This window comes from Nocardioides daejeonensis (genome assembly GCF_003194585.1).
In the GTDB taxonomy this organism is placed as follows: Bacteria; Actinomycetota; Actinomycetes; order Propionibacteriales; family Nocardioidaceae; genus Nocardioides; species Nocardioides daejeonensis.
In genome coordinates, this window is record NZ_QHKZ01000002.1 from 55,155 (window position 1) to 78,914 (window position 23,760).

Genomic DNA, 23,760 nt, shown 5'->3' on the forward strand with positions numbered 1-23,760 from the left:
TTTGCGCGCACTCGACGCGTAGGCGGAGTCAGCCGTTGTAGGTGATCTTGAGCTTCTCGGTGAGCGGCGTCGACTGGCAGGTGAGCCGGATGCCATCGGCGAGGTCGAGGTCATCGAGCACGTCGTTGTGGGCCATCTCGACCTCGCCCTCGAGGAGCACGCAGGCACAGGCGGAGCAGTTGCCTTCACGGCAGGAGAACGGGGCCGGAACGCCCTTGCTCTCCAGGAACTCGAGGATCGTCTCCTTGCCGCTGTAGTCGTCGAACGTGTAGTTCTCACCGTCGAGCTCGGCCTCGATCGTCACGGGGCCGGCGAGGGCGGGGGTGTCGCTCTCGTCGCGGTCGTCGACCTCGGCGATCTCCTCCTCCGCCTTGCGCAGCTCCTCGACGTCGCCGAACGGGTTGCCGCCCAGGGACACGAACTTCTCCTGGTGGCGGCGCTCCCGCGGGAAGTCCAGCGCCCGCAGCGAGACCGAGACCGCCTTCATGAAGGGCGCCGGGCCGCAGCAGAAGGAGGTGTAGGTCGAGAAGTTGGCCGCGAACGCCTGGAGCTGCTCCTGGCTGGGGAGGCCCTGCACGGACTCCAGCCAGTGCACCACGATCAGCCGTTCGGGGTACTCCGCCGAGAGCTTCCTCCACTCCTCGGCGAAGATCACCGAGTCCTGGTCGCGGTTGGCGTAGAAGACCACGATCTTGCCGGTGCCGCGGGCAAGCGCCGTGCGGGCGATGGAGATGATCGGCGTCACGCCCGATCCCCCGGCGAAGAGCAGCAGGTCGGCGTCCAGGTCGGCCGGGGTGAAGATGCCGCTCGGCGGCATCACCCGCAACGTCGATCCCGCGGCGAGGTTGTCGCAGATCCAGTTGGAGGCGTAACCGTCGACGGTGCGCTTCACGGTGATGGTCAGCGGCTGGTCGAGCACCGGAGAGCTGCTCAGCGAGTAGCAGCGGGCAGCGAGGCCGGTCTGGTCGCTGGGCACCGCGACCGTCAGGAACTGGCCGGGCTTGTAGTCGAAGCGGTCCCGTACATCGTCGGCGATGTCGAAGACGACTGAGCAGGCGTCGGCGGTCTCTCGGATCACCTCACGCACAGGCAGGATGTAGGACTCAGTATCCATCTTCGGCTCCGATGGGGATCTGGCCGTCGCGAACAGCTTTCTCAATGCTCGCCGACAGTCGTTGGCAGGGGGTGTGCACGGCACGACCACTGGTTTCGTGGTCCATTCTTGCGAACTCCGCGCACGCGCCCAGCGCGCGTTCCGACCACTGGATAGATGTGTGGTGGTCTGAGTTCTTCTTCACACTCACCACGGCGAGACAGTCCTGACAGGCGACCTCGACCAGCCGCGCCTGCGTGTAGCGGCGCTGGTCTTCGATCGTCTCGGGGTCAGTAGGGACGAAGGAGGCCATCAGGCGTGCTCGGAGCCTGCACCGGCCAAGGCGTCCTCGGCCGCCTTCCGGGCGAGGTTCTCCTCGACCTCCTTGCGCCAGTACTCGTTGGCCTTGGTGGTGTCGACCTCGAACTCGAAGCGGTCGGTCATCTCGGCGACGACGTCGGCCTTGTCGACGTAGAACTGCTCGTACCAGCGGCGAAGCTGGTAGACCGGGCCGTCCTCCTCGCACAGCAGCGGGTTCTGCACCGGGGCCTTGTTGAGCCAGATGTGCACGTCCTGCTCGAAGCCGCCCTTGAACATGTCGGAGTACTTCTTGCCGATGTACTCCGCGGTGGCGTCGTCGATGCCCTCGGGCTTCTTCACGCACACGCCGTACTGCAGCTTGAAGGAGTTCTGCGAGGTCGGCACGTGGCAGTTGATCAGCACGACCTCGGTGACGAAGCCCTTGTAGTCGACCTCGAGCCAGTTGATCATGAACGACGGTCCGTAGTAGGACGCCTCGGACTTGAGCATCATGTCCTGGTCGCCGTAGCCGCCGGCAACGTCCGGTCGGCCGACCGACTCCATGAACTGCGTGGCGACGTGCCCCTCGAAGACGTTGCGGAAGTTCGTGGGGAACGCGAGGTGGATGTAGAAGAAGTGCGCCATGTCCACGACGTTGTCGACGATCTCGCGGCAGTGCGCGGTCGGCACGTCGAGGACTTCCCAGGTCCAGTCGGTGTACTCGTCGGTGCCGATGCCGGGGAGCTCGGGCGGGAGCACCTCCATGTCGGGCTCGCTGCCCTCCACGTCGTGCCAGATCATCAGCATGCCGTTGTGCACCAGGGCCGGGTAGCGCTGCGTGCGGGCCCGGAGGGGGACGCGGCGGGCGTAGGGGATCTGCTTGCAGCGACCGTCGCCGCCCCAGCGCCAGTCGTGGAACGGACACGCGATCTCGTCGCCCTTGACGGTGCCCTGGGAGAGGTCGCCGCCCATGTGCCGGCAGTAGGCGTCGAGCACGTTGAGGTTGCCCTGGGTGTCGCTCCAGACCACGAGCTTCTCACCGAAGGCATCCACCTTGTGTGGCTTGCCGTCGGTGAACTCCCGCGCGAGGCCGAGGCAGTACCACCCACGGGCGAAGCGCTCGGGAGGCGTGCCGGCGTCCAACAGTCGGGTGTCAGTCATGTCGACTCCTCGGTTTCTCGTACCTCTGGACCAAAACAAGAACAGGTTATAGTTTTCTCGGCAGCGATTCCACCGCACGTCCCAATGTTGTCGCGCCGCGGCGTCAGGAGCCACCCATGCACATCGCCCTCACTCCCGAGCAGGAAGCGCTCCGCGCGGAGCTGCAGAGCTACTTCGCGGAGCTGGTGACGCCCGAGCGCCGCGCGGCGCTCGCCGCAGCGACCGGAGAGTTCGGAGACGCGAAGGTCTACAAGGAGGTCATCCGCCAGCTCGGCACCGACGGCTGGCTCGGCATCGGCTGGCCCAAGGAGTACGGCGGCCAGAACCGCTCGATGATCGAGCAGCTGATCTTCACCGACGTGGCCGCCGTGGCCGGCGTACCGATCCCCTACCTGACCCTCAACACGGTCGGGCCGACGATCATGCGCTACGGCTCGGAGGAGCAGAAGGAGTACTTCCTCCCCCGCATCCTCGCCGGCGACCTGCACTTCTCGATCGGCTACTCCGAGCCGGGCTCCGGCACCGACCTCGCCTCGCTGCGGACCCGCGCGGTCCGCGAGGGCGACGAATGGGTCATCAACGGCCAGAAGATGTGGACCTCGCTCATCCAGTACGCCGACTGGATCTGGATGGCCTGCCGCACCGACCCGGACCTGCCGCGCCACAAGGGGCTGTCGATGATCCTGGTGCCGGCCGACGCACCCGGATTCTCCTACACGCCGGTGCACACGGTGGCCGGCGTGCACACCAGCGCCACCTACTACGAGGACGTGCGGGTGCCGGTCGGCAACCTGGTCGGCGAGCTCAACGGCGGCTGGGCTCTGATGACCAACCAGCTCAACCACGAGCGCGTCGCCCTCACCTCCTCGGCCGCACTGGTCGAGTCGATCGAGCAGGTACGCCGCTGGGCGGTCGAGACGAAGAGGCCGGACGGCTCGCGCGTGATCGACCAGGAATGGGTGCAGATCCTGCTCGGCCGGGCGCACGCCCGCACCGAGGCGCTGACCTTGGTCAACTGGAAGCTCGCCTCCACCATCGACTCCCTCTCCCCCGCCGACGCCTCGGCCACCAAGGTCTACGGCTCCGAGCTGGCCACCGAGGTCTACCGGGCACTGATGGAGATCGTCGGCCCGCACGCCGGGTTGACCGCCGACTCCCCCGGCTCCGCGCTGCTGGGCCGCCTCGAACGCTACTTCCGCAGCTCCCTGGTGATGACCTTCGGCGGCGGCACCAACGAGATCCAGCGCGACATCATCGGCTACGTCGGCCTCGGCCTTCCCGCCGCGAAACGCTGACCCCCCGGTGCTCGAACCGGCCCCGGTCGTCGGGCTTGTCGAGACCACCCACCACACCCAGCCGGTGGTCGAGCTTGTCGAGACCACCCAACACACCCAACCGGTGGTCGAGCTTGTCGAGACCACACGCCACAGCCCCCACCCCATCCCCCACCCAAGGACCTCCGATGGACTTCACCTTCACCCCCGAGCAGGACGAGGCCGCAGCACTGGCCGCACAGATCATCGGAGACCTCGCCACCCCGGAACGGATGCGGCAGGTCGAGCGGGCCGGTGACCGCTTCGACGCCGAGCTCTGGCGCGCGCTGGCCGAGGCCGGTCTCCTCTCCCTGCCGGTGCCCGAGCAGTACGGCGGCGCTGGGCTCGGCCTCATCGAGGCTGCTCGGGTGGTCGTCGAGGTCGGCCGCGGCGTTGCCCCCGTGCCGTTGGCCGTGCACGTGCCCGCTTCGATGGCAGTCGTCGAGTTCGGGAGCGACGAGCAGCGGACCGCGTGGCTGCCCGGTGCCTCGGACGGCTCGAAGGTGCTCACCGCGGCGGTCGCCGAGCCCATGGACCACCTGCCTGTCACGCCGACGGTGACCGCGATCCCGGACGGCGACGGCTGGGTCCTCCAGGGGACGAAGACCCTCGTCCGGGCCGGCACGCATGCCGACCTGCTGCTGGTCACTGCCTCGGCGCCGACGGGCTCCGTCGTGCTCCTCGTGACCCCCGGCGATGCGGGCGTGACGCTCGAAGAACAGCATGTGAGCGACGGCGACGCCACGGCGCTGGTCCGGCTCGACGACGTACGGCTGGGAGCGGAGCGACTGCTCGGCGCGGCCGACGGCGTGGCGGCGGAGCGGCTGGGGCAGCTGCTCACGGTGGCGGGTGCCGCCGAGCAGCTTGGCGTGGTGCGGGGTGCGGTCGCGCTGACCGCGGAGTATGCCAAGACACGGGAGCAGTTCGGGCGCCCGATCGGCACCTTCCAGGCCGTCTCGCAACGCTTGGCCGATGGCTACATCGACGCGCTCTTCGAGGAACTCGTGCTGTGGCAGGCGGTCTGGCGCCTGCAGGAGCGGCTGCCCGCAACCACCGAGGTCGCCGTGGCGAAGCTGTGGGCGGCCGACGCCGGTCACCGGGTGGCGCACACGACCGTGCACGTGCACGGGGGCGTGGGCATCGACCTCGACGGCGTCGCGCACCGCTACTTCACCACCGCGAAGCGCTTCGAGTTCCTCTTCGGCGGCACGACGGAGCAGGCGCTGGTGATCGGTCGCCGGATGGCCACCAGCGCGTGACGCGCCGAGCCCCGAGCGCCAGTGCCTAGTGCCCGTGCCTAGTGCCAGTTCTCAGTCGAGGAGCTTGCCGACGCCGTTGGTGAGGCGCACCGCGAAGAACCCGGTGTTGGCGTCGGAGTACCAGATCGAGCGACGCTTGCGATCCCAGGCCGGCTGCGACATCGCATAGGCGCCGATCGGGTCGGGCACAGTGAGCGTCTTGCGCTTGACGGCGGGCTTGTTGAAGTAGGCGACCTCGCGCGGGTTCTTGACGTCGCGGATGTCGAAGACCCGCAGGCCCGACATGATCATGGAGCAGGCCGCCAGCTTCGGGTTCTTGCGCTGGGGCAGCGAGCAGTAGTGCGCGGAGTAGCCCTGGGCGGGGAACCATGCCCCCGGGTCCTGGTACTGCGGCCCGGAACGCTGATCGGGCTGGTGCACCTTGAGCCGGATGTCGGAGACCACCTTCGGGTGGGCCGGGTCCTCGACGTCGATGATGCGGGCCGCGCCGACGTTGGCGTTCTTGAGGTTCTTCAGGCCGCCCACCGTGAAGAGGTCGATGAACTCGTCGACCTCCAGCAGGTAGTGGCGGCCGTTGCGGGTGAAGGGCTGCGCGACCTGGGGGATGGACATCTCCCGCCAGGTCACCGTGGAGAGCACCTTGGTCTTCGGGTTGCGCACCCTGTCTTGGATCTGGCTGACGTCGACGATGCGGATCCCGCCGCCGGTCAGGCCGCCCGGCCCGGGCTCGCCGTACCAGGTGGCGTACATCGTGCGGCCGTCGTCGGAGAGCCGCAGGCCGTGGTACTGCACACCGAGCTGGGTGTGGATGGTCTTGGGCCGCCGGGGATCGGCGATGTCGATGGCGACCATGCTGACGGTGGAGCTCGCCGCATAGAAGGTCTTCCCGTCGGGCGACATGCCGCTCTCGTGCCCGAGCAGCGCGGCAGGCGTCGAGGAGAGCAGTCGCGGCTTGCGGCAGTTCGTCTTCACGTCGTAGAGGTCGAGGATGCCGGGTGCCGTCGCGAGGGTGCCCATGGTCGCGGCAAGGATGCCGCGCTTCTCGTGCAGCAACAGCGACTCGTGGGGGCTCAGCATGGCCGGCGTCACCAGGTTGGCCGTACGCCGCGGCTTGCGCGGGTTGTTCATGTCGAGGACGACCACACCGAGTCCGGCACCCGTAGCCATGTTGTAGAGGATGTCGCGCGGCACGGTGAGCGTGGAGTCGTAGAACGCGCACACGTTGCCCTTCGCGTCCTTGTAGCGCAAGACCTTGAAGCCGCCCGAGGTGCCGTGGTGGCTGACCTGGCGGGTATTGCACCGATAGCCCTTCGCGGCGCGGCCGTTGGCGTAGTCGGCCTTGGGAACCCGCCCCTGAGAGGCCTCTGGCAGCGAGCCCTTGCCGCACTTCGCGGTCGGCGTCGCGTCAGGGAAGGTGTAGTTGCTGCCCAGGCTGTTGGCCACGCTCACTCCGGCGGCGAGCATGCCGGCACACACGACGGCGGCCAGCAGACGACGACGGGCGGCCCTGGGCGATGACTCCATGCCCGCTCAACGTCCGCTCCCCGGCGTTGGTTATGCCGGTCGCAGCATCGGCACGAGCCTCATCGCCAGGCGAAGGTGGGCTGCTCGAGGTGGTCGACCGGGCTGGGGTCGCCGTCCAGACCGAGCAGGCGGAACTGGAAGAGCACCGCACCCGTAGGCGCGTGGATCAGGTCGTTGCCCAGCGGCAGCTGGATGACCGGACGGTCGCTCTCGGGGATGTCGATGTAGCGAGGCGAATCGGGTCGCAGCAGGTTGTGCAGGCCGATCCGGTAGGCGGCCAGCACCTCGTCCGGCGAGGGCGCGAGGTCGAGCCGGCCACCACCCCAGATCACCACAGGTGTGATCACGTAGCCGGAGCGCGTCGGGTAGTCGTCGAGCAGTCCGAGCACCTCGCTGCGCGGCAGCGGGACGCCGAGCTCCTCGTGGGTCTCCCGGAGCGCTGCGTCGACGGCGTCCTCGCCTTCGTCGAGCCGGCCGCCGGGGAGCGCCCACTGGGCCGCGTGGGCGCGCAACCGCGACGAGCGTCGGCAGAGCAGGAAGGCGGCCCCGCCGGAGACGTTCTCCATCCGACCGTCCAGCCCCTGGGCACCGCCGGGGATCTGGTCCATCGCACGGATGTCCCACGGAGCCGGGTCGATCCGGTCCTCCCCCACCTCCGAGTCGACGAGGACGACGGCTACGGCAGCACGACGCCGGTCGTCGAGCGGCACCTCCCGGCGGACGTGCCCCGACAGGTGTCGGTGCACCCGCTCCTTGAGCTCGCCGTCGTAGGGCACCACCGGGGGTACCTCGACCTGCTGACCTGCCTGGGGGTCCCGCACCTGCATCTCCACCTTGCTCCGAGGCGCTTGGTCGCGCGCTTTCGAGCGCCAGCCTAGGCCTGCAGCAACATCGGCATCAGGCCGCGCACCTGCTCGCGCAACCGGTCGAGCACGTCCTCGCGCTCACAGAGGTGCTCCAGCAGCGCCTGCTGGAACAGGCCGTCGAGCAGACCGTAGGCAGCATGAGGGGTGAGAGCAGGCTCGCGGCCCGACAGGGCGGCGTACGTGCTGACGACCCGCCAGATCATCTCCTCGAGGGTCTGGTCGATCTGCAGGACCGCCTCGCGCAGGCTCTCCTCGAACATGCTCTGCGAGCGCAGGTCGTACCAGAGCCGGTGCATCGGCGCCTCGTCGACGATGGTCTCGACGAGCTTGTCGGCGAACGCTGCGACCAGGCCGTCAGCGGTTGTCGCGTCGGCCACGACACCGTCGTAGCGATGCACGCAGGTGGCCTTGTAGTGACGCACGCAGTAGACGATCAGGTCGAGCTTGTCGCGGAAGTAGTAGTGCACCACCCCGTGGGAGAACTCGGAGTTGTTCGCGATCTCCCGGAGGCTGGCGCGCGCGTAGCCCAGGTCTCCCAAGGTCTGCAGGGCGGATTCGGCGAGGGCCCGTCGACGCTCGTCGTGCTTGTCGGCGGGCGTACGACGCGCAGTTGCGGTCGTCATGGCACCGGAGAGTACCCCCTCGACGCTCCTTTGTGACGCACTGACAACGAATGTCTTGACGCTTGTCATGAAAAATCTTGACAGTCGTCAAGGAAACGGAGTTGTGTGTCTTGCATCACCCCAACGACAGAGGAGTCGCACCTCATGACCGAACCAGAACTCGCCGGGCGCAAGGCGCTGGTGACCGGCGGAGCCCAGGGACTGGGCAAGAAGTTCGCGGAGTTCCTGACCGCGGCCGGCGCCACCGTGGTCGTCGCCGACCTGCAGGACGACAAGGGCAAGGAGGTCGCCGACGCGGTCGGCGGTGCCTACGTCCATCTCGACGTCACCGACGACGCCTCGTGGGAGGCCGGGATCGCCTCCGCCGTGGAGCAGGTCGGTGGGCTGGACATCCTCGTCAACAACGCGGGCATCGAGATCGCCAGCCTCTTCGTCGACCTCGACCCCGACGTGCTCCGCCGGATCTTCGACGTGAACGTCGTCGGCACCTCCCTGGGCGTGAAGCATGCCTTCCGGACGATGGGGCCGGGCGGCGCCGCGGGCCAGGGCGGCGCAGTCATCAACATCGCCTCGGTCGCCGCGACCATCGCCTTCCCGGCGCTGTCGGCGTACTCCGCGTCGAAGTCGGCCGTCGACCGGCTCACTCGGGTGGCGGCGATGGAGAGCGGCAAGCTCGGACTCGGCGTACGCGTGAACTGCGTGTGCCCGGGTCTGGTGCCCAACGAGATGGGAGCGGGCCTGGCCAACGAGATGACCAGGCTCGGCTTGTTCCCTTCGCCCGAGGAGGCCGTCGCCGGCGTCGTCGGGCTGACCCCCTCCGGCCGCCTGGCCACCGAGGAGGAGATCGCGGACGCGGTCGTCTTCCTCGCCTCCGACCGCTCCAAGTTCATCAATGGCGTCGCCCTCTCGGTCGACGGCGGAATGGGAATGTGATCACCGATGCCTGAAAAGAAGCCCGTCATCGTCTACGGCGCCTCCGGCTACACCGGGCGACTGGTCTGCGAGTACCTGCGCGAGTACGGCGTCCCGTTCATCGCCGCCGGGCGCGACGTCGGCAAGCTGAAGGCCTCCATGGAGTCGAACGTCGCCGGGATCGAGACCGCCGACTACGAGATCGTCGAGGTCGGCCACGACGTCGCCTCGCTGACCGAGCTGTTCCGCGGCGCCTCGGTGGTCTGCAACACCGTCGGCCCGTTCAGCAAGCACGGACCCGAGGTGGTGGAGGCGTGTCTCGCTGCCGGCACCCACTACCTCGACACCACCGGCGAGCAGGACTGGCTGATCACCTGCGACGAGAAGTACGGCGCCGACTTCGCGGCCGCCGGCCTGCTCCTCTCCCCCGGGCTCGCCCAGATGTACACGACCGGTGAGATCGCCGCGGAGCTCTGCCTGGAGAAGCCGGGCCTGGACACGCTCGACATCGCGGTCTTCTGGGGCGGCTCGCCGACGATCGCCTCGACCCGCACCATCCTGGTGAACGCCGCAACGTCGGCGGCGCACTACCTCCAGCAGAACCAGTACGTCGAGTTCGACCCGTCGCAGGGACTCGTGCCGCTGGTCGTGCCGGGCCAGCACGAGCTCGCGCAGTCGCTGCCGTGGGGCGGCACCTCGCATCCCGTCTGGTATCGCAAGGACCCGCGGGTCGCCAACTGCAAGGCACAGGGCGGGGTCTTCAACGCCGCGCTGATGAACGGCGTCCCCCAGATCGTCGCGGGAGCGCTCGAGGCGACCAAGGACATGAGCGAGAGCGACCGCGACGCGGCCCTGACCGCCACCGCGGCGCAGGTCATGAACCAGATGCCGCCGCGCGAGAACCCGCGGCTCAACAAGTCGCTGGACTCCGTGCACGCCTCTGGGCCGCTGGGGCGCGCACACTGCGTGATCCATGGCAACCAGAACTACAAGCAGACCGGGATGCTCCAGGCGTACGCCGCGTACTCGTTGCTCCAGCAGCCGCCGTTGCGGGTCGGCTTCTCCTCGGGCTGCAAGGCGTTCGGCCACCGGGAGCTGCTCGGCCAGCTGCGCGCGTTCGGCCTGGTCTCCGAGCCGGTGCTGACGGTCGAGGGCTGACCCGGTGCGACTGGTCGACTACCTTGACAAGGGCGCGTCGCTCGACGGCGGCGCGCCCTGCCTGGTCCGCGACGGGCGGACGTGGACCTACGACGAGACCTCCGCGCTCGCCGGCCGGATCGCGTCCGCCCTCGTGGCCCGGGGCGTGCACCCCGGCGACAAGGTCGCGATCCTCTCAGCCAACGATCCGGTGGCCTTCACCTGTGTCTTCGGGATCAGCCGGGCCGGCGCCGTGTGGTGCCCCATCAACCCGCGCAACGAGGCGAGCGAGAACCGTGAGCTGCTGGAGCTCTTCGAGTGCACGACGCTGATCTTCCAGGCGGCGTACGCCGGGTTGGTGGCGGAGATCCGCAGCGACCTCCCGGGCGTCACCACGCTGGTCTGCCTCGACGATGCGCCGGAGTGGGCCCTGTCGTGGGAGGAGTTCCTCGCCGGTGGCGACGGCGTCGAGCCCGTTGACCGCCCGGCTGACGACGACCTGGCGATGATCGTCGGCACCGGTGGCACCACGGGGCGCCCCAAGGGGGTGATGCTGACCGGCACGAATCTCGAGACGATGACGGCGATCACGCTGATGAGCTACCCGTGGCCCGCGCCGCCGGCCCGCCCGACGTACCTCGCGCTGGCGCCGCTCACCCACGCCGCGGGCGTGCTCTGCTTTCCGGTGCTCGCCTCCGGCGGCTCGATCGTGGTGATGCGCAAGCCAGACGTCGGCGGCTTCCTGGCGTCGATCGCCGAGCATCGGGTGACGCACACGTTCCTACCGCCGACGCTGATCTACATGGTGCTCGACCATCCCGAGCTGGAGTCGACGGACCTCTCCAGCCTGGAGTGCTTCTGGTACGGCGCCGCCCCGATGTCGGCGCGCCGGCTGGAGGAGGCGCTCACCCGGATCGGCCCGGTGATGGCTCAGCTCTTCGGGCAGACCGAGGCGCCGATGATGATCTCGACGATGGCGCCACGCGACCACTACCTCCCCGACGGCTCGGTGGCTCTCGAGCGCTTGTCTTCCGCCGGGCGGCCAGCGCCGCTGGTCACGGTAGCGATCATGGCGGACGACGGGAGTCTGCTCGCTGCGGGTGAGCGGGGCGAGATCGTGGTGCGCAGCTCCCTGGTGATGCGCGGCTACTTCAAGAACCCCGACGCGACGGCTGAGGCGTCGGCCCACGGCTGGCATCACACCGGCGACATCGGCTACCTCGACGACGAGGGCTTCCTCCATGTCGTCGACCGCGCCAAGGACATGGTGATCACTGGCGGCTTCAACGTCTACTCCACCGAGGTGGAGCAGGCGCTGATGGCCCACCCCGCCGTCGCCGACTGCGCCGTCATCGGCTTGCCGGACGAGAAGTGGGGTGAGCGCCTGACCGCCGTGCTGCAGCTGCGCCCCGGCCAGTCCGTCACGCCGGCCGAGGTGCAGGCCTTCGTGAAGACCCGCATCGGCAGCGTCAAGACTCCCAAGCAGATCGAGGTCTGGGACGACCTGCCTCGGTCGAAGGTCGGGAAGGTGTTGAAGACGGAGATCAAGGCGACGCTTGGGTGAGGTGAGGATCGCGGAGGCCGGATCGCGTTCACCTCCGTACCACTGAGAACAAATCGTGCACCGCTGGCATGACCTGGCGCGTACGACACCGCTACTGGGAACATCACTCCACCCAGAATGACGCGGGTGGCATGTGCGGCGCCAGCCGGGAACAGCGGGAACTCGTTCTGTCGCAGGATTCCGCCGCAGCGGACCACTCGTGACGCCTCCTCCGCGGGGCGCTGTCCGGGTGAGCACCATAGGGTTGGCCTCTCAGCACGAACACGGAGGAATCGGCATGGCACAGAGGCAGGGCTCGTCAACGCAAGACGCACCGGGCTACGCGGCGTTCGAGAGCCGCGACGACCTGGCGGAGTACGGCGACAACGCGCTGTTGCTCTTCGTCGCCCAGTTGCGGCTCGGCTTCGACGACGTCGACACGTTCGCGTCCAACTGCCTGACGGACAGCAACAATGATAAGAAGTGCGACCTCGTCGCTGTCTCGGCCGACAAGCAGCGGATCGTGCTGGCCCAGGGCTACATGTCCAAGACCACCTCCGGCGAGGCGCCCGCGAACAAGGCGAGTGACCTGAACACCGGGGTCAGTTGGCTTCTTTCCGGTGATCTCGACGGTCTGCCCGAGACACTTCGAGGCGCAGCGCAGGAGGTGCGCGACGCCCTCGCTGGGGACGAGATCCGCGAGCTCCAGCTCTGGTACGTCCACAACCGCCAGGAGTCGAAGAACGTCGCCGACGAGTTGACACAGGCCCTGAGGACGGCGGACGGGATCATCAAACGGGAATTCCCGGACCGCGACGTCGACGTCTCCGCCGTCGAGATCGGTCGGGCCGCGCTGGAGGAAGAGTACGCCCGGATGCAGGCCCCCATCCTCGTATCAGACGAGTTCACTTTCGACGTCCCGGGTGGCTTCGAGATCGAGGCTGCGGACTGGAGCGCTTTCTCGACTGCCGTCGAGGTGACGGCCCTGAGGACCCTCTGGGAGACACACAAGACCAAGTTGATGTCGCCGAACATCCGCGACTACCTCGGCGTAGTCCGTTCGAGTGGCAACATCAACTTCGGCATCAAGGAGACGGCGAAGGGGCAGCCGGACAACTTCGCGATCTTCAACAACGGGATCACCGTGCTGGTCAATGACTACGAGTTGCAGTCCGGGGACGACGAGGGGAAGCAGAGTCTCCGCATCGAGGGCGCGGGCATCGTGAACGGCGGCCAGACCACCGGCGCGCTCGGCAGTCTGAACCCGACCGAGGCCGAGTCGACCGCGGGCGCAATGGTCATGGCGCGCTTCGTTAAGTGCACGAACACCGCGGTTCTGGGCGACATCGTGAAATACAACAACACCCAGAACAAGGTCGAGGCCACGGACTTCCGCAGCAAGGACGCCGTGCAGGACCGGTTGCGGAAGGAATTCGAGACCGTCCCGGACGCCGACTACCGAGGGGGTCGACGCGGCGGCGCCACCGACGCGATCCAGCGTTCGAAGACGCTCGTTCCGGACTCCTCCGTCGCGCAGGCCCTCGCTGCCTTCCACGGCGAACCGAACCTCGCCTACAACGAGACGCGGAGCATTTGGGACAACGACGCCGTCTACTCGCGTGTCTTCCGCGACGCCGTCACCGCAACCCACATCGTGTACGCCTACGGCCTACTGAAGGCGATCGAGCAGGCCAAACTGAAGATCCTCGGCATCGCGGAGGACGAGCGGACAGACGCCCAGAAGAGGCACGCGGCGTTCTTCAGCGCCCGCGGGTCGAACTACCTGCTGCTGGCGGCCATCGGTTCGTGCATCGAGACGATCCTGGGAGTCGCGGTAGCGGACCGCCACTCGCTGCGGTTCAAGAAGAACCTGTCGCCCGCGCAGTCGACCGCGGCGTGGCAGCCAGTGGTCGATCTGGCGATGGCGTTCTCGGGTCACCTGGCGCCCGCGACGGACCGTGGCTTGAAGGCCCAGGATCGAGTGAAGAAGGCGATCGAAGACTTCAGCTCCATGCTCGAGGCTGTTCGGTCGGCGAATCCCGTTCCGTTCGACGCGCTCGCCGCGGCGACCCAGAAGGCTTAACCTCGACCCGCAGGACCGGTGCGTATGGCAGACCGGCAACGCGGAGTTCTACTTCTCCGAGGAATAGAGGTCGCGACCCCGGACGGGGCTACTCCACGAACTGGTGTCAATCTGATGTAGCCCAATCCGCCGCAATCGTCGCGCCCTGGCCGACAAGCCTGCAGGTTCCTATCTGCAGGCAACTAACCCGGATCGTTCACGGCTCGGTGGCGTGATCGGCGCGTAGAAGCACCGAAGTGCCCTCTGAACAGGGGAAACTTGGACTTGTCGAAGGTGGTCTGTCCGTTACGGCCGATGGTGGTCACGACCGCGGCCAGGTGCTGGTCGACGTCGCGGTGATGCTCACTGACGGCGGCGAGGCGATCGCCCAGGTCCCTCGCCCCCACCGCCGAAAGCTGCTGATCCGTAGCGACGGTGCCGGTGCGTCCCACGGGCTTCTCGACTGGCTCACCGAACAGGGCAAGGTCCGTGGCCGCAGCGTGGGTTCGCGATCACCGAGAAGCTCCGCGACAATCGGCCACGCTTTGTCACCTCTTCTATTCACCGCGCGATCCAGTTCATCGCATCGGTCTCTGCGATCAGATCGGTCGCAGTGATGTAGGGCGTGGACATCGGCATGGCGACTCGGCTGCTTGCGAACGTCGAGAATCCGTCTGCCGAGATTGCGTACCTGCCGAACCTTTGCGTGGACCACAACTCGTCAACCGTCGCCATCGCTGCAACCTCATGTTCCGCCACCACCAGGAGCCGGCACCCCGGCTTCAGGTGAGTCGCCATCAGGTCGAGAAAGTGCCTCTCGCGCCCGCGCCACCCAACTGTTACAACGGTGGTCACGTCGCCGAGGTCTCTAGCGAGCGCATCGAGATGAGATTTAGGGCAAGAGAACGTGGCTTTGGACCGCGCTGGAACGGCTAGAGCGGGCAGCCAGTAGGTATGATTCTGTGAGTCTCTGTGAGGGTCGCCGTCCTCCGGATCATCAACGCGATAGTCATTGGGCAGCCACTCGAGATTCGCGGCTAGCTCGATGAGAACGTGAAGAACATCGTCTGGCTCCTGCTCTCCCAGCCAGAGATCTTGAGCCAACTTGGCTGCTTGGCTCCAGTTCACGGACCCGTGCGGTTTGTACAGGTGCACTTCAGGCGACGAGATGTAGTCCTCGATCTCCCGGAACCTCTTACCGTAGACATCCTGGATGGCATACTCCAGCAGTCGGTCATAATTGAACGTCACGAATCTCGCGCCTTGGCCACTCTGCTCGACTACCGGGGCCAGCTCGTTGAGCAGGGACACGTAGTTCGTCTGACCCACGGCATCCTCATGCCATTGATCTGGGAGTTTCGTCAGGAGACGCGACAAGTACGCCCGCAGCGCCGTCAACTGTGGCTGCAGAGCGCTGAACGACTGCCTCTCGCTCTGGTACGTCTCCAGAACCTCCTCAATATCGTCGCCCGCGGCCGCCGCACTCCTGAGATGCATAAGCAACGGGCTGGCGCGTACGAACTCAAGAGCACAGTCCCTTGCCTCACGGCTGGACGGCTCAAAGAGGCGCGTAGCCAGGGGCGGTCGCCACTCGCCGTCCTGCATCCGCTCCTCATGCGGATCGAGAATGAAGCGCCGCTTCGGGTCGCTGTCGAACGACGCGCCCGCGCCAAAGATGAACATGAACACAAGAGCATCGTGCCTCGTGCGCGCTTACCCTGCCCGCGGCGCGCTCATCGACATGCATTCAAGTGGTCGAAGCCGTCGCAGCAGCTACTCGGGCGTGTGACCAGTGATCAAACACAGCCCGCGGGGCAATCGCGCACCTGACCACTCGTGGGCGCCTCATTCCGCGACAGCGGCCAGCGTCATACCGCCGCCAATGCCCGCATCGCAGAAGCGGCGCCTCGGTGGTCAATCGTTCGCTGGACCGGGCATCTCTCGAAACACCCTGCGAACCATTTGATCGATGTGCTGGTCTACCAGCTCGTCGGTCTCGGTGCCCGCCTTCTTCGTCAGCTGACTAATCACGCCGCCGAGGACCACGGAGACCAGTAGAAGGATCCACGTCAAGTAGCTCGGCACTGGGCCGCCTCAGCGGTCATTGCAAGGATTAAGGCTTGAGTGACGCCAAGACCTCCCGCGAGGATCATCAGACATCGCACGAGTAGGAGCTTCCGCCGCACACCGACAACGGCTAACTCAGCGACGTGACGCTGTACGGCGGAGTTGAGGTACTCGGCGAGGCGATTCTTGCCCTCGCTTGCGGGCAGGGCAGCCAGTAGATCGGCATGCGCCTTCAGCGCACTCACTCGACGAGTTGAGGCTGATGCGAGCCAGTTCGCGCCAACCGCGAGGCCGATGGCCGAAATGACTAAGGAGCCGAGCGACTGCCACCACATGTGCGGCACCTTAGAGCGAGGCTCCGACACTCTGGACGGACCCGCGGGTTGCGCGCTTCCCGCGTGGGACTCGAGCTGCGCGCGTTGACCCTATACCGACGCAGGCCGCTTCCTTAGGTGCGTCGAACCGCCGCCTCTGACTGGGGGCCTGGCTTCAGGGAAGCGTGAATACGGGTGCGGGCTACGGCCGTCTTGGAGCCGTCGCATCACGCGACATCTGCTGCGGTCTGAAGCCGCATTTCATGTGAGGCGACGCATCTCGCCTCAGCCGCGCGTCCTCACCACCCAGCAGGCAACCCCGTGAAGTCGGGCGCGCGCCCCTCGGCGAAGGCAGTGAGCGCCTCGAGGTTGGCAGGCCCACCCATGAGCTCGGCGAAGCAGGCGTTCTCGCGGTCGCGGGCCTCGCGCACCGCCGTACGGTGGGGTTCGGTCATGGTGCGCTTGACGGCGCGCAGGCTGGAGATCGGCTTGGCAGCAAGGACTTCCGCATGATCGCGCGCCACGGCAAGCAACTCTTCAGGTGAGCAGACCTTCCAGACCAGTCCCATCTCCAAGGCGACCTCGGGCGAGATCCACTCCGAAGACATCAGCACCCAGGCGGCGTTCTGCCGACCGATCAGCTGGGGGAAGAGCAGGCTGGACGCCGCTTCCGGAGCCACCCCGAGCGAGGTGAAGGGGCACTTGAACTTCGCGGCCGTCGACATGAAGGCCAGGTCGGCGAAGCCGAGGATCGTCGTACCGATGCCGAGACCGAGGCCGTTGACGGCCAGAACCAGCGGCTTCGGGAACTCGACGAGAGCGTCCAGGAAGCCGATGAACCCGTGCTTGCCCGGCACGAACGCCGGATCGGTGGCCCGGGCGTGCATCTCCAGCAGATCCGTGCCGGCACTGAAACCACGACCGGCACCCGTCAGCAACACCACCGCCACCGAATCATCGGCAGCGGCCGCCAGGAGCGCCTCCGCGGTGGCGTCGTACAACTCCTCATTGAAGGCGTTGAGCGCGTCCGGCCGGTTCAGGGTGATCGTCCGGACGCGCTTCGCGTCCTCGATGAGGAGGACCATCAGCGACCCAGCTTGGTGAGCCGGTCGACGGTCTCCTCGTACTCGCGCACGAGATCTGCCATGACGTCGGCGACCGGACGCACCTCGTTGGTGCGGCCCACGATCTGGCCGGCCGGCATGGAGATGGTCTCGGGGTTGTCGCCCGAGTTCATCCGGTTGTGGGCGTCGGCGACCAGCAGGTTCTGCAAGGGCATCGGCAGCGGGGTCGGCGCGTCCTCGGTCTCCCAGGCGTCGGTCCATTTCGTCTTGAGCAGGCGCGCGGGCTTGCCGGTGTAGACCCGCGTGCGCACCGTGTCGCCGGAGCCCGCCTGCAACAACGCGTCGCGGATCCCGGTGCCGGCCGAGAGGTCGTACTCCTCCACCGTCAGCCACAGCGAACCGGTCCACGCACCCTGCGCGCCGAGTGCCATCGCCGCCGCCATCTGGCGACCGGAGCCGATGCCACCGGCAGCGAGCACAGGTACGTCGGGTCCCACCGCGTCGACGATCTCGGGGGTGAGCACCATCCCGGCGATCTCCCCGGTGTGGCCGCCCGCCTCGTAGCCCTGCGCCACGATGATGTCGACGCCGTTGCGCACGTGCGAGAGCGCATGCTTCGCAGCGCCTGCCAGCGCCGCCACCTTCACGCCCGCGGCGTGCGCCTGCTCGATGACGTCCACCGGCGGCGAGCCGAGCGCGTTGGCGATGAGCACCGGCCGGTGCGCCAGCGCGACGTCGACGTGAGAGCGGGCCACCGAGTGCAGCCAGCCCAGTACTCCCTCACGCCCCTCCCCCTCCGGCAGCGGCGGCACGCCGAGCTGCTGCAGCGTGCGCTCCACGAACGAGATGTGCTCCGGCGGGATCATCGCCGCCAGATCGACCGCCTTGCCCTCGGTCGGCACCTTCATCGGCATGACGACGTCGACGCCGTACGGCTTGCCGTCGGTGTTGTCGTCGAGCCAGTCGAGGGTCTTGTCGAGCTCGTCCGCGTCGTTGAACCGGACACAGCCGAGCACGCCCAGCCCACCGGCCTTCGACACCGCGGCGGCTACCTTCTCCGACGGAGTGAAGGCGAAGATCGGGTACTCGATGCCGAAGGCTTCACAGATAGGGCTACGCATAGTTGGTCACTCCTCGCCGTCGCGGTCGGCCAGGGCGATCTCCTTGGCCTGCGGGTACTGCGCCTTGCCGGTGGCGTTGCGCGGGATCTCGGGCACGATCGTGAGGCCACGCGGCAGCTTGTAGCCGGAGAGGTGCGCACGCAGGTAGTCACGCAGCTCCTCCAACGCCAGCTCGACGCCCTCACGCAGCTCGACCACCGCGTGCACGGTCTGGCCGTACCGCTCGTCCGGGAGGCCGACGACCAGCACGTCGTACACGGCGGGGTGGCTCTTGACGGCCTGCTCGACCTCTTCGGGGTAGACCTTCTCGCCGCCGGTGTTGATGCAGTTCGAGCCACGGCCGAGCAGCGTCATCCGGCTGCCCTCCTCCATGCGGGCGTAGTCGCCGGGGATCGCATAGCGCACCCCATCGATGTCGATGAAGGTCTTCGCCGACTTCTCCGGGTCCTTGTAGTAGCCGACCGGCACGAAGCCCGCCTTCGCGGTGCGGCCGACCTTGCCCACATCGGTGGCCGGGTCGAGCACGTTGTTGTCGTCGTCGATCAGCACCGTAGCGTGGCCGATGGAGACCACCGGGCCGTCGCTGGAGAGGGCGCTGGCATCCTGCAGCCCGGTGCCCTGGAAGCCGGTCTCCGAGGAGCCGACCGAGTCGGTGAAGACGGCGTTGGGGAACTTCGCCATCCACCGCTCCTTCACGGTCTTGGAGAAGATGGCCGCGCTGCTGGCGATCGCGAAGAGGCTCTGACCGTCGAAGTCGCCCTCCTCGTAGGCCTCGATGAGCGGGCGCGCCATGGCGTCGCCGGTCATGAACATCATCTGGACCTTCTCGCGGTCCACGATCTCCCAGGTGCGCACCGGGTCGAACTTGGGCTCGAGGATCGTCAGCTGGCCTGCGAAGAGGTGCATGAGCAGGCTGGACTGAGCGCCGCCGTGCATCAGCGGGCTGAGCGGCAGCGTGATCAGGTTGGCTCCCTCGGCGGCCGCCTTGGACTGGTCGTACTCGCCCCTGAGGTCACCGGTCATGAAGTCGACGCCACCGCCGAGCACCCGCCAGAAGTCCTCGTGGCGCCACATCACACCCTTGGGGAACCCGGTCGTGCCCCCGGTGTAGATGATGTGGATGTCGTCGGCACTGCGGGGCCCGAAGTCCCGCGCATCGCTCTGCCCGGCCATGGCATCGTCGAGCAGCACCCCGCCGTACGCCGTCACGTCGCTCTGGTCGTCCGGCTCCAGGCTGTTGGGCACGGCGATGATGGTCTTGAGCGCCTCGAACTTGGGCGCCACCTCGCCGACGAGGCCGGCGTACACGCGGTCGTGGACCAGCCCGACGAGGTCGGCGTTGCCGAACAGGTACTCGAGCTCGCCCGCGACGTAGCGGTAGTTGATGTTGATCGAGACCGCGCGCACCTTGAGGATCGCGACCAGCGCGATCACGTGCTCGATGCTGTTCTTGGAGTAGAGCCCGACGTGATCACCGACCCCGATGCCCTGGGCGGAGAGGTAGTGCGCGAGTTGGTTGGCCTTGCGCTCCAACTCGGCGAAGGTGATGGTGTCCTCGCCCACCTGGACGGCGAGCCGGTCAGGCACGGCGTCGACGGCGTGCTCGAAGAGATCAGCGATGTTCAGAGCCATGGCAGCACACTAGAACACGTTCTCGTTTTGGGCTAGCGTTCTTTGCATGTCAAACGAATCTCCGCACGCGCTGGTGGAACTGGTCGACCACAAGCTGGTCGTCACGATGAACCGCCCCGAGGCGCGCAACGCACTGTCCGGCGAGATGCTGTCGATCATGGAGCAGGCGTGGGAGCGCGCCAACACCGATCCCGAGGTGCGCGTCGTGATCCTCACCGGTGCGGGCGGCGCGTTCTGTGCCGGCGCCGACCTCAAGGCGATGTCGAAGGACTCCCCCGGCGAGAAGTTCGAGTCCGGCTCCTACGACCCCAGCATCATCAAGGCGCTGCTCAAGGGCTACCGCCTGACCAAGCCGCTGATCGCCGCGGTCGAGGGCGCGGCGATCGCCGGTGGCACCGAGATCCTCACCGCCACCGACATCCGCATCGCCGGCGAGTCCGCGCGCTTCGGCGTCTCCGAGGCCAAGTGGAGCCTCTACCCGCTCGGCGGCTCCGTCGTGCGCCTTCCCCGCCAGGTGCCCTACACCGTGGCGATGGACCTGCTCCTGACCGGACGCCACATCAAGGCTCCTGAGGCCAAGGAGATCGGCCTGATCGGTCACGTCGTGCCCGACGGCGAGGCGCTCGCGAAGGCACACGAGATCGCGGACCTGATCTGCGCCAACGGACCGCTGGCGATCCAGGCCATCATCAAGACCGTGCGCGACTCCGAGGGGCGCCACGAGGACGAGTGCTGGAAGGACGACGCCACCATCGGTGCTGCCGTCTTCTCCAGTGACGACGCCAAGGAGGGCCCCCGCGCCTTCGCCGAGAAGCGGAAGCCGAACTTCCAGGGGAAGTAGGCGACGCTCCCGTGCGGTGGTCGAGCGTGTGGTCTCGACAAGCTCGACCACCGAGGCGGCTCGACCACCGAGGCGGGGTCTCGACAAGCTCGACCACCGAGGCGGCTCGACCACCGAGGCGGGGTCTCGACAAGCTCGACCACCGAGGCGGCTCGACCACCGGGGCGGATCAGCCGACGGTGCGGCCGTGCCCCTCCCAGAAGCGGTCGCGCAGGGCCTTCTTGTCGGGCTTGCCGAGGCCGGTGAGCGGGAGGGCGTCGACGGCGAGGATCTGCTTGGGCGCCTGCACCGAGCCCTTGCGCTCCTTGACCATCGCCTGGATCTCCTCGATCACCGCATCGGTCAGCTCCTGCCCCTCGCGTACGACGACCACTGCCGTCACGGCCTCGCCGAACTTCTCGTGCGGCGTACCGATGACACTCACCTGGGCGACCGCCGGGTGCTCGGCGACGACGTCCTCGACCTCGCGCGGGAAGACGTTGAAGCCGCCGGTGACGATCATGTCCTTGGTGCGGTCGACGATGTACCAGAAGCCGTCGGCGTCCTCGCGGGCCACGTCGCCGGTGCGCATCCAGCCTCCACGCCACGTCTCGGCGGTCTGCTCCGGAAGCCCCCAGTAACCTCCGGAGACGAGCGGGCCGGCCACGCAGATCTCGCCCGGCTCGCCCTGAGGGACGGGCTCGCCGGCCTCGTCGAGCAGCGCCGCACGCACCAGGGCGCTCGGCCGCCCGCACGAGGTGAGCCGCTCCATCGCGGGCACTCCCTCGGCGTCCACGTGGTCGCCCTTGGCGAAGTAGGTGATCGCCATCGGCGCCTCGGACTGCCCGTAGTACTGGGCGAAGATCGGCCCGAAACGCTCGATCGCCTCCTTCAACCGCACCGGGTTGATCGCGGACGCGCCGTAGTAGACGGTCTCGAGCGAGGAGAGGTCGCGGGTGCGGCTGTCGGGGTGGTCCATCAGCGCGTAGAGCATCGTGGGTACGAGCATCAGCGAGTTGATCCGCTTCTCCTCGATCATCGCCAGCACCTCGGCCGGGTCGAAGCGCGCCGTCACGAAGAGGGTGCCGCCCTTGATCACCACTGGCACGAAGAACGCCGCGCCCGCATGGGAGAGCGGCGTGCACATGAGGAAGCGCGGCTCGGCCGGCCACTCCCACTCGCTCAGCTGGATGCTGGTCATCGTGTTCATCGACTGGGCGAGACCGATCACGCCCTTGGGCTTGCCGGTCGTGCCGCCCGTGTAGGCGAGCGAGACGATGTGGTCCGGTGGCAGCAGCCGGGCTGCCAGCGGCTCGGCGGCACAACCCGCGGCGACCTCGATGAGGTCCGCCGTCCGCCGACCCGAGGCGGCGGCCGCCTCCGCGAGCTCGGCGGGCACCGGGCCGAGGGTGAGCACCTGGCTCAGACCCGGGCAGAGCTCCAGCAGCTCGATCGCACGCGGTGCGAAGTAGGGGTCGACCACCAGCACCGTGATCTCGGCGTCGTTGATCACGTAGGCGTGGTCGGCAGCCGACCCGAGGGGGTGCAGCGAGACCCGGCGGAAGCCCTGGGTCTGCCCGGCACCCAGCACGAAGAGCACCTCGGGACGGTTCAGCGCCAGCAGCGCCCCGGAGACGCCGGTGCCGGCGTCCAGCTGCTCGAAGGCCTGCACGTACTGGCTGATCCGCTGCGCGACCTCGCCTCCGGTGAGGCTGACGTCGCCGAGGTGGATGATCGGGCGGTCCTTGTGGCGACGCAGCGCCGACACCATCAGATGGCCGTTGTGCGGCCCCCAGCGCAGGGTCGCGTCGGCGTCCTGGATCGCGGTCATGCCAGCACCTCCGCAACCTGGCGCACCTCGGCGGCCGAGCGCAGGCTCAGCAGGAGCGTGGTGACGCCGGTGGACTCCCACTGCGCCACCCGCTCCTTGACGTAGCCGGCGTCGCCGATGATGTGCATGTCGTCGACCAGCTCGTCCGGGATGAGGGCGGTGGCCTTCTCCTTCTCCCCCGCCAGGTAGAGCTCCTGCACCTGGTCGGCCAGGTCGCCGTACCCCATCCGCTCGAAGACGTTCTTGTGGAAGTTCGCCTCCTTCGCACCCATGCCACCCATGTAGAGCGACACGAACGGCTTCATGGCATCGAGGACGGCCTGCTTGCTGGCACCGTTGTCGGGCGTGATCGTCAGGTTGCAGGTGGCGGCGATCTCGAAGTCGTCGCGCGTACGCCGCGCCCCGGGCCGCGCGAAGCCCTCGTCGAGCCAGGGCTGGTACATCGCTGCCGACTTCGGCGTGTAGAAGATCGGGATCCAGCCGTCGGCGATCTCCGCCGTCTGCGCGACGTTCTTCGGACCCTCCGCACCCAGCCAGATCGGCAGGTCGGCGCGGAGCGGGTGCACGATCGACTTGAGGGGCTTCCCCAGGCCCGTGGCACCGGGGCCGTCGTAGGGCAGCGGATGCGCCGGCCCGTCAGCGGTCACCGGGGCTTCGCGGGCCAGCACCTTGCGGATGATCTCGACGACCTCGCGGGTCCGTGCGAGCGGCTTGGCGTACGACTGGCCGTACCAGCCCTCGACGACCTGCGGGCCGCTCACGCCCATGCCGAGGATGACCCGGCCGCCGCTGAGGTGGTCGAGGGTCAGCGCATGCATGGCGATCGAGGTCGGCGTGCGCCCCGACATCTGCACGATGGAGGTGCCCAGTCGGACCTTCTCGGTCTCCCGGCCCCACCAGGCCAGCGGGGTGAAGGCATCGGACCCCCAGGCCTCGGCGGTGAAGATCGCGTCGAACCCGGACTGCTCCGCGGCAGCGACGAGTTCCGCGGTGCCGGACGGGGGCTGCGCACCCCAGTAACCGAGTTGCAGGCCGAGCTTCATCTGGGTTCCTCCTGGCGGTGAGATGCTTGTCAGACACACTAGAACATGTTTCACTTCTGGGCCATGACCACTTCC

The 23,760-nt window shown here is 67.7% G+C and carries 20 protein-coding genes; 7 read left to right on the top strand and 13 right to left on the bottom strand.

The features are described 5' to 3' along the window. Positions 1-28 precede the first annotated feature (28 nt). Genes DNK54_RS04990 through DNK54_RS05000 form a run of 3 tightly spaced genes read right to left on the bottom strand, consistent with a single transcriptional unit; the run spans position 29 to position 2,554 of the window. The gene (locus tag DNK54_RS04990) at positions 29-1,114 is read right to left on the bottom strand and encodes a ferredoxin--NADP reductase (protein ID WP_110205878.1); all 1,086 of its coding nucleotides are present in this window, start codon (positions 1,112-1,114) and stop codon (positions 29-31) included. After that, a complete protein-coding gene (locus DNK54_RS04995; protein ID WP_110205879.1) occupies positions 1,104-1,406 on the bottom strand; it encodes a hypothetical protein in 303 nt (100 codons plus the stop codon). Before DNK54_RS04995 ends, DNK54_RS04990 begins: the two co-directional genes overlap by 11 nt. Then, positions 1,406-2,554, bottom strand: coding sequence for a 3-ketosteroid-9-alpha-monooxygenase, oxygenase component (locus DNK54_RS05000; RefSeq protein ID WP_110205880.1), 1,149 nt, complete (start codon positions 2,552-2,554; stop codon positions 1,406-1,408). Before DNK54_RS05000 ends, DNK54_RS04995 begins: the two co-directional genes overlap by 1 nt. 116 nt (positions 2,555-2,670) lie before the next feature. On the opposite strand from DNK54_RS05000, the gene DNK54_RS05005 reads away from it, so the two are divergent. After that, a complete protein-coding gene (locus DNK54_RS05005) occupies positions 2,671-3,849 on the top strand; it encodes an acyl-CoA dehydrogenase family protein (RefSeq protein WP_110205881.1) in 1,179 nt (392 codons plus the stop codon). A gap of 167 nt (positions 3,850-4,016) precedes the next feature. Then, positions 4,017-5,126 (top strand): acyl-CoA dehydrogenase family protein, encoded by a 1,110-nt coding sequence (locus DNK54_RS05010; protein WP_110205882.1) that lies wholly within the window; start codon positions 4,017-4,019, stop codon positions 5,124-5,126. A 51-nt stretch (positions 5,127-5,177) separates the two neighbouring features. Here DNK54_RS05010 and DNK54_RS05015 read toward each other — a convergent pair whose 3' ends face one another. From DNK54_RS05015 to DNK54_RS05025, 3 genes are read right to left on the bottom strand one after another with little or no spacing between them, the layout of a single operon-like run. Next, complete coding sequence (locus DNK54_RS05015; protein ID WP_110205883.1) at positions 5,178-6,650, bottom strand: LVIVD repeat-containing protein; 1,473 nt, start codon at positions 6,648-6,650, stop codon at positions 5,178-5,180. 59 nt (positions 6,651-6,709) lie between these two features. Then, positions 6,710-7,471 (bottom strand): NUDIX hydrolase, encoded by a 762-nt coding sequence (locus tag DNK54_RS05020; protein ID WP_239459928.1) that lies wholly within the window; start codon positions 7,469-7,471, stop codon positions 6,710-6,712. A 53-nt stretch (positions 7,472-7,524) separates the two neighbouring features. Then, positions 7,525-8,139, bottom strand: a complete 615-nt coding sequence (locus tag DNK54_RS05025) for a TetR/AcrR family transcriptional regulator (RefSeq protein WP_110205885.1) — start codon at positions 8,137-8,139, stop codon at positions 7,525-7,527. Positions 8,140-8,283: 144 nt separating this feature from the next. Here DNK54_RS05025 and DNK54_RS05030 point away from each other — a divergent pair, with 144 nt between their 5' ends. The 4 genes from DNK54_RS05030 to DNK54_RS05045 all read left to right on the top strand — a co-directional run bounded on the left by DNK54_RS05030 (position 8,284) and on the right by DNK54_RS05045 (position 13,814). Then, positions 8,284-9,072: an SDR family NAD(P)-dependent oxidoreductase gene (locus tag DNK54_RS05030; RefSeq protein ID WP_110205886.1), complete on the top strand. Its 789-nt coding sequence runs from the start codon at positions 8,284-8,286 to the stop codon at positions 9,070-9,072. Positions 9,073-9,078: 6 nt separating this feature from the next. Beyond that, positions 9,079-10,209 (top strand): DUF5938 domain-containing protein, encoded by a 1,131-nt coding sequence (locus DNK54_RS05035; RefSeq protein ID WP_110205887.1) that lies wholly within the window; start codon positions 9,079-9,081, stop codon positions 10,207-10,209. A 4-nt stretch (positions 10,210-10,213) separates the two neighbouring features. Then, entirely contained in the window at positions 10,214-11,752 is a 1,539-nt protein-coding gene (locus DNK54_RS05040) for an acyl-CoA synthetase (RefSeq protein ID WP_110205888.1), read from the top strand. A gap of 277 nt (positions 11,753-12,029) precedes the next feature. Next, a complete protein-coding gene (locus tag DNK54_RS05045; RefSeq protein WP_110205889.1) occupies positions 12,030-13,814 on the top strand; it encodes an AIPR family protein in 1,785 nt (594 codons plus the stop codon). 182 nt (positions 13,815-13,996) lie between these two features. Here the strand turns inward: DNK54_RS05045 and DNK54_RS21255 are convergent, their stop codons facing one another. The 5 genes from DNK54_RS21255 to DNK54_RS05070 all read right to left on the bottom strand — a co-directional run bounded on the left by DNK54_RS21255 (position 13,997) and on the right by DNK54_RS05070 (position 19,991). Beyond that, positions 13,997-14,245: a hypothetical protein gene (locus DNK54_RS21255; RefSeq protein ID WP_204164435.1), complete on the bottom strand. Its 249-nt coding sequence runs from the start codon at positions 14,243-14,245 to the stop codon at positions 13,997-13,999. Between the two features lie 109 nt (positions 14,246-14,354). Then, on the bottom strand, positions 14,355-15,476 hold the full coding sequence (locus DNK54_RS05055) for an SIR2 family protein (RefSeq protein WP_239459983.1): 1,122 nt from the start codon (positions 15,474-15,476) through the stop codon (positions 14,355-14,357). A 997-nt stretch (positions 15,477-16,473) separates the two neighbouring features. After that, the gene (locus tag DNK54_RS05060; RefSeq protein ID WP_110205891.1) at positions 16,474-17,259 is read right to left on the bottom strand and encodes an enoyl-CoA hydratase/isomerase family protein; all 786 of its coding nucleotides are present in this window, start codon (positions 17,257-17,259) and stop codon (positions 16,474-16,476) included. Beyond that, positions 17,259-18,359, bottom strand: a complete 1,101-nt coding sequence (locus DNK54_RS05065) for an NAD(P)H-dependent flavin oxidoreductase (RefSeq protein WP_110205892.1) — start codon at positions 18,357-18,359, stop codon at positions 17,259-17,261. The genes DNK54_RS05060 and DNK54_RS05065 overlap by 1 nt, the downstream gene beginning before the upstream one ends. A gap of 6 nt (positions 18,360-18,365) precedes the next feature. Further along, the gene (locus DNK54_RS05070) at positions 18,366-19,991 is read right to left on the bottom strand and encodes an acyl-CoA synthetase (RefSeq protein WP_110205893.1); all 1,626 of its coding nucleotides are present in this window, start codon (positions 19,989-19,991) and stop codon (positions 18,366-18,368) included. Positions 19,992-20,037: 46 nt separating this feature from the next. Between DNK54_RS05070 and DNK54_RS05075 the strand changes: the two genes are divergently transcribed. Beyond that, positions 20,038-20,832 carry a crotonase/enoyl-CoA hydratase family protein gene (locus DNK54_RS05075; RefSeq protein WP_110205894.1) on the top strand — a complete coding sequence of 265 codons (795 nt, stop codon included), beginning with the start codon at positions 20,038-20,040 and terminating at the stop codon, positions 20,830-20,832. A 169-nt stretch (positions 20,833-21,001) separates the two neighbouring features. Here DNK54_RS05075 and fadD8 read toward each other — a convergent pair whose 3' ends face one another. Together fadD8 and DNK54_RS05085 are read right to left on the bottom strand one after the other, a co-directional pair. Beyond that, positions 21,002-22,642, bottom strand: a complete 1,641-nt coding sequence (gene fadD8 / locus DNK54_RS05080) for a fatty-acid--CoA ligase FadD8 (protein ID WP_110205895.1) — start codon at positions 22,640-22,642, stop codon at positions 21,002-21,004. Then, entirely contained in the window at positions 22,639-23,685 is a 1,047-nt protein-coding gene (locus DNK54_RS05085; protein ID WP_110205896.1) for an LLM class F420-dependent oxidoreductase, read from the bottom strand. Before DNK54_RS05085 ends, fadD8 begins: the two co-directional genes overlap by 4 nt. Positions 23,686-23,760: the final 75 nt, after the last annotated feature.

What these genes read in the sequence shown, in the direction of transcription:
- DNK54_RS04990 (WP_110205878.1), bottom strand. Translation starts at nt 1,114, where the DNA reads ATGGATACTGAGTCCTACATCCTGCCTGTGCGTGAGGTGATCCGAGAG.
- DNK54_RS04995 (WP_110205879.1), bottom strand. Translation starts at nt 1,406, where the DNA reads ATGGCCTCCTTCGTCCCTACTGACCCCGAGACGATCGAAGACCAGCGC.
- DNK54_RS05000 (WP_110205880.1), bottom strand. Translation starts at nt 2,554, where the DNA reads ATGACTGACACCCGACTGTTGGACGCCGGCACGCCTCCCGAGCGCTTC.
- DNK54_RS05005 (WP_110205881.1), top strand. Translation starts at nt 2,671, where the DNA reads ATGCACATCGCCCTCACTCCCGAGCAGGAAGCGCTCCGCGCGGAGCTG.
- DNK54_RS05010 (WP_110205882.1), top strand. Translation starts at nt 4,017, where the DNA reads ATGGACTTCACCTTCACCCCCGAGCAGGACGAGGCCGCAGCACTGGCC.
- DNK54_RS05015 (WP_110205883.1), bottom strand. Translation starts at nt 6,650, where the DNA reads ATGGAGTCATCGCCCAGGGCCGCCCGTCGTCGTCTGCTGGCCGCCGTC.
- DNK54_RS05025 (WP_110205885.1), bottom strand. Translation starts at nt 8,139, where the DNA reads ATGACGACCGCAACTGCGCGTCGTACGCCCGCCGACAAGCACGACGAG.
- DNK54_RS05030 (WP_110205886.1), top strand. Translation starts at nt 8,284, where the DNA reads ATGACCGAACCAGAACTCGCCGGGCGCAAGGCGCTGGTGACCGGCGGA.
- DNK54_RS05035 (WP_110205887.1), top strand. Translation starts at nt 9,079, where the DNA reads ATGCCTGAAAAGAAGCCCGTCATCGTCTACGGCGCCTCCGGCTACACC.
- DNK54_RS05045 (WP_110205889.1), top strand. Translation starts at nt 12,030, where the DNA reads ATGGCACAGAGGCAGGGCTCGTCAACGCAAGACGCACCGGGCTACGCG.
- DNK54_RS05055 (WP_239459983.1), bottom strand. Translation starts at nt 15,476, where the DNA reads ATGTTCATCTTTGGCGCGGGCGCGTCGTTCGACAGCGACCCGAAGCGG.
- DNK54_RS05060 (WP_110205891.1), bottom strand. Translation starts at nt 17,259, where the DNA reads ATGGTCCTCCTCATCGAGGACGCGAAGCGCGTCCGGACGATCACCCTG.
- DNK54_RS05065 (WP_110205892.1), bottom strand. Translation starts at nt 18,359, where the DNA reads ATGCGTAGCCCTATCTGTGAAGCCTTCGGCATCGAGTACCCGATCTTC.
- DNK54_RS05070 (WP_110205893.1), bottom strand. Translation starts at nt 19,991, where the DNA reads ATGGCTCTGAACATCGCTGATCTCTTCGAGCACGCCGTCGACGCCGTG.
- DNK54_RS05075 (WP_110205894.1), top strand. Translation starts at nt 20,038, where the DNA reads ATGTCAAACGAATCTCCGCACGCGCTGGTGGAACTGGTCGACCACAAG.
- fadD8 (WP_110205895.1), bottom strand. Translation starts at nt 22,642, where the DNA reads ATGACCGCGATCCAGGACGCCGACGCGACCCTGCGCTGGGGGCCGCAC.
- DNK54_RS05085 (WP_110205896.1), bottom strand. Translation starts at nt 23,685, where the DNA reads ATGAAGCTCGGCCTGCAACTCGGTTACTGGGGTGCGCAGCCCCCGTCC.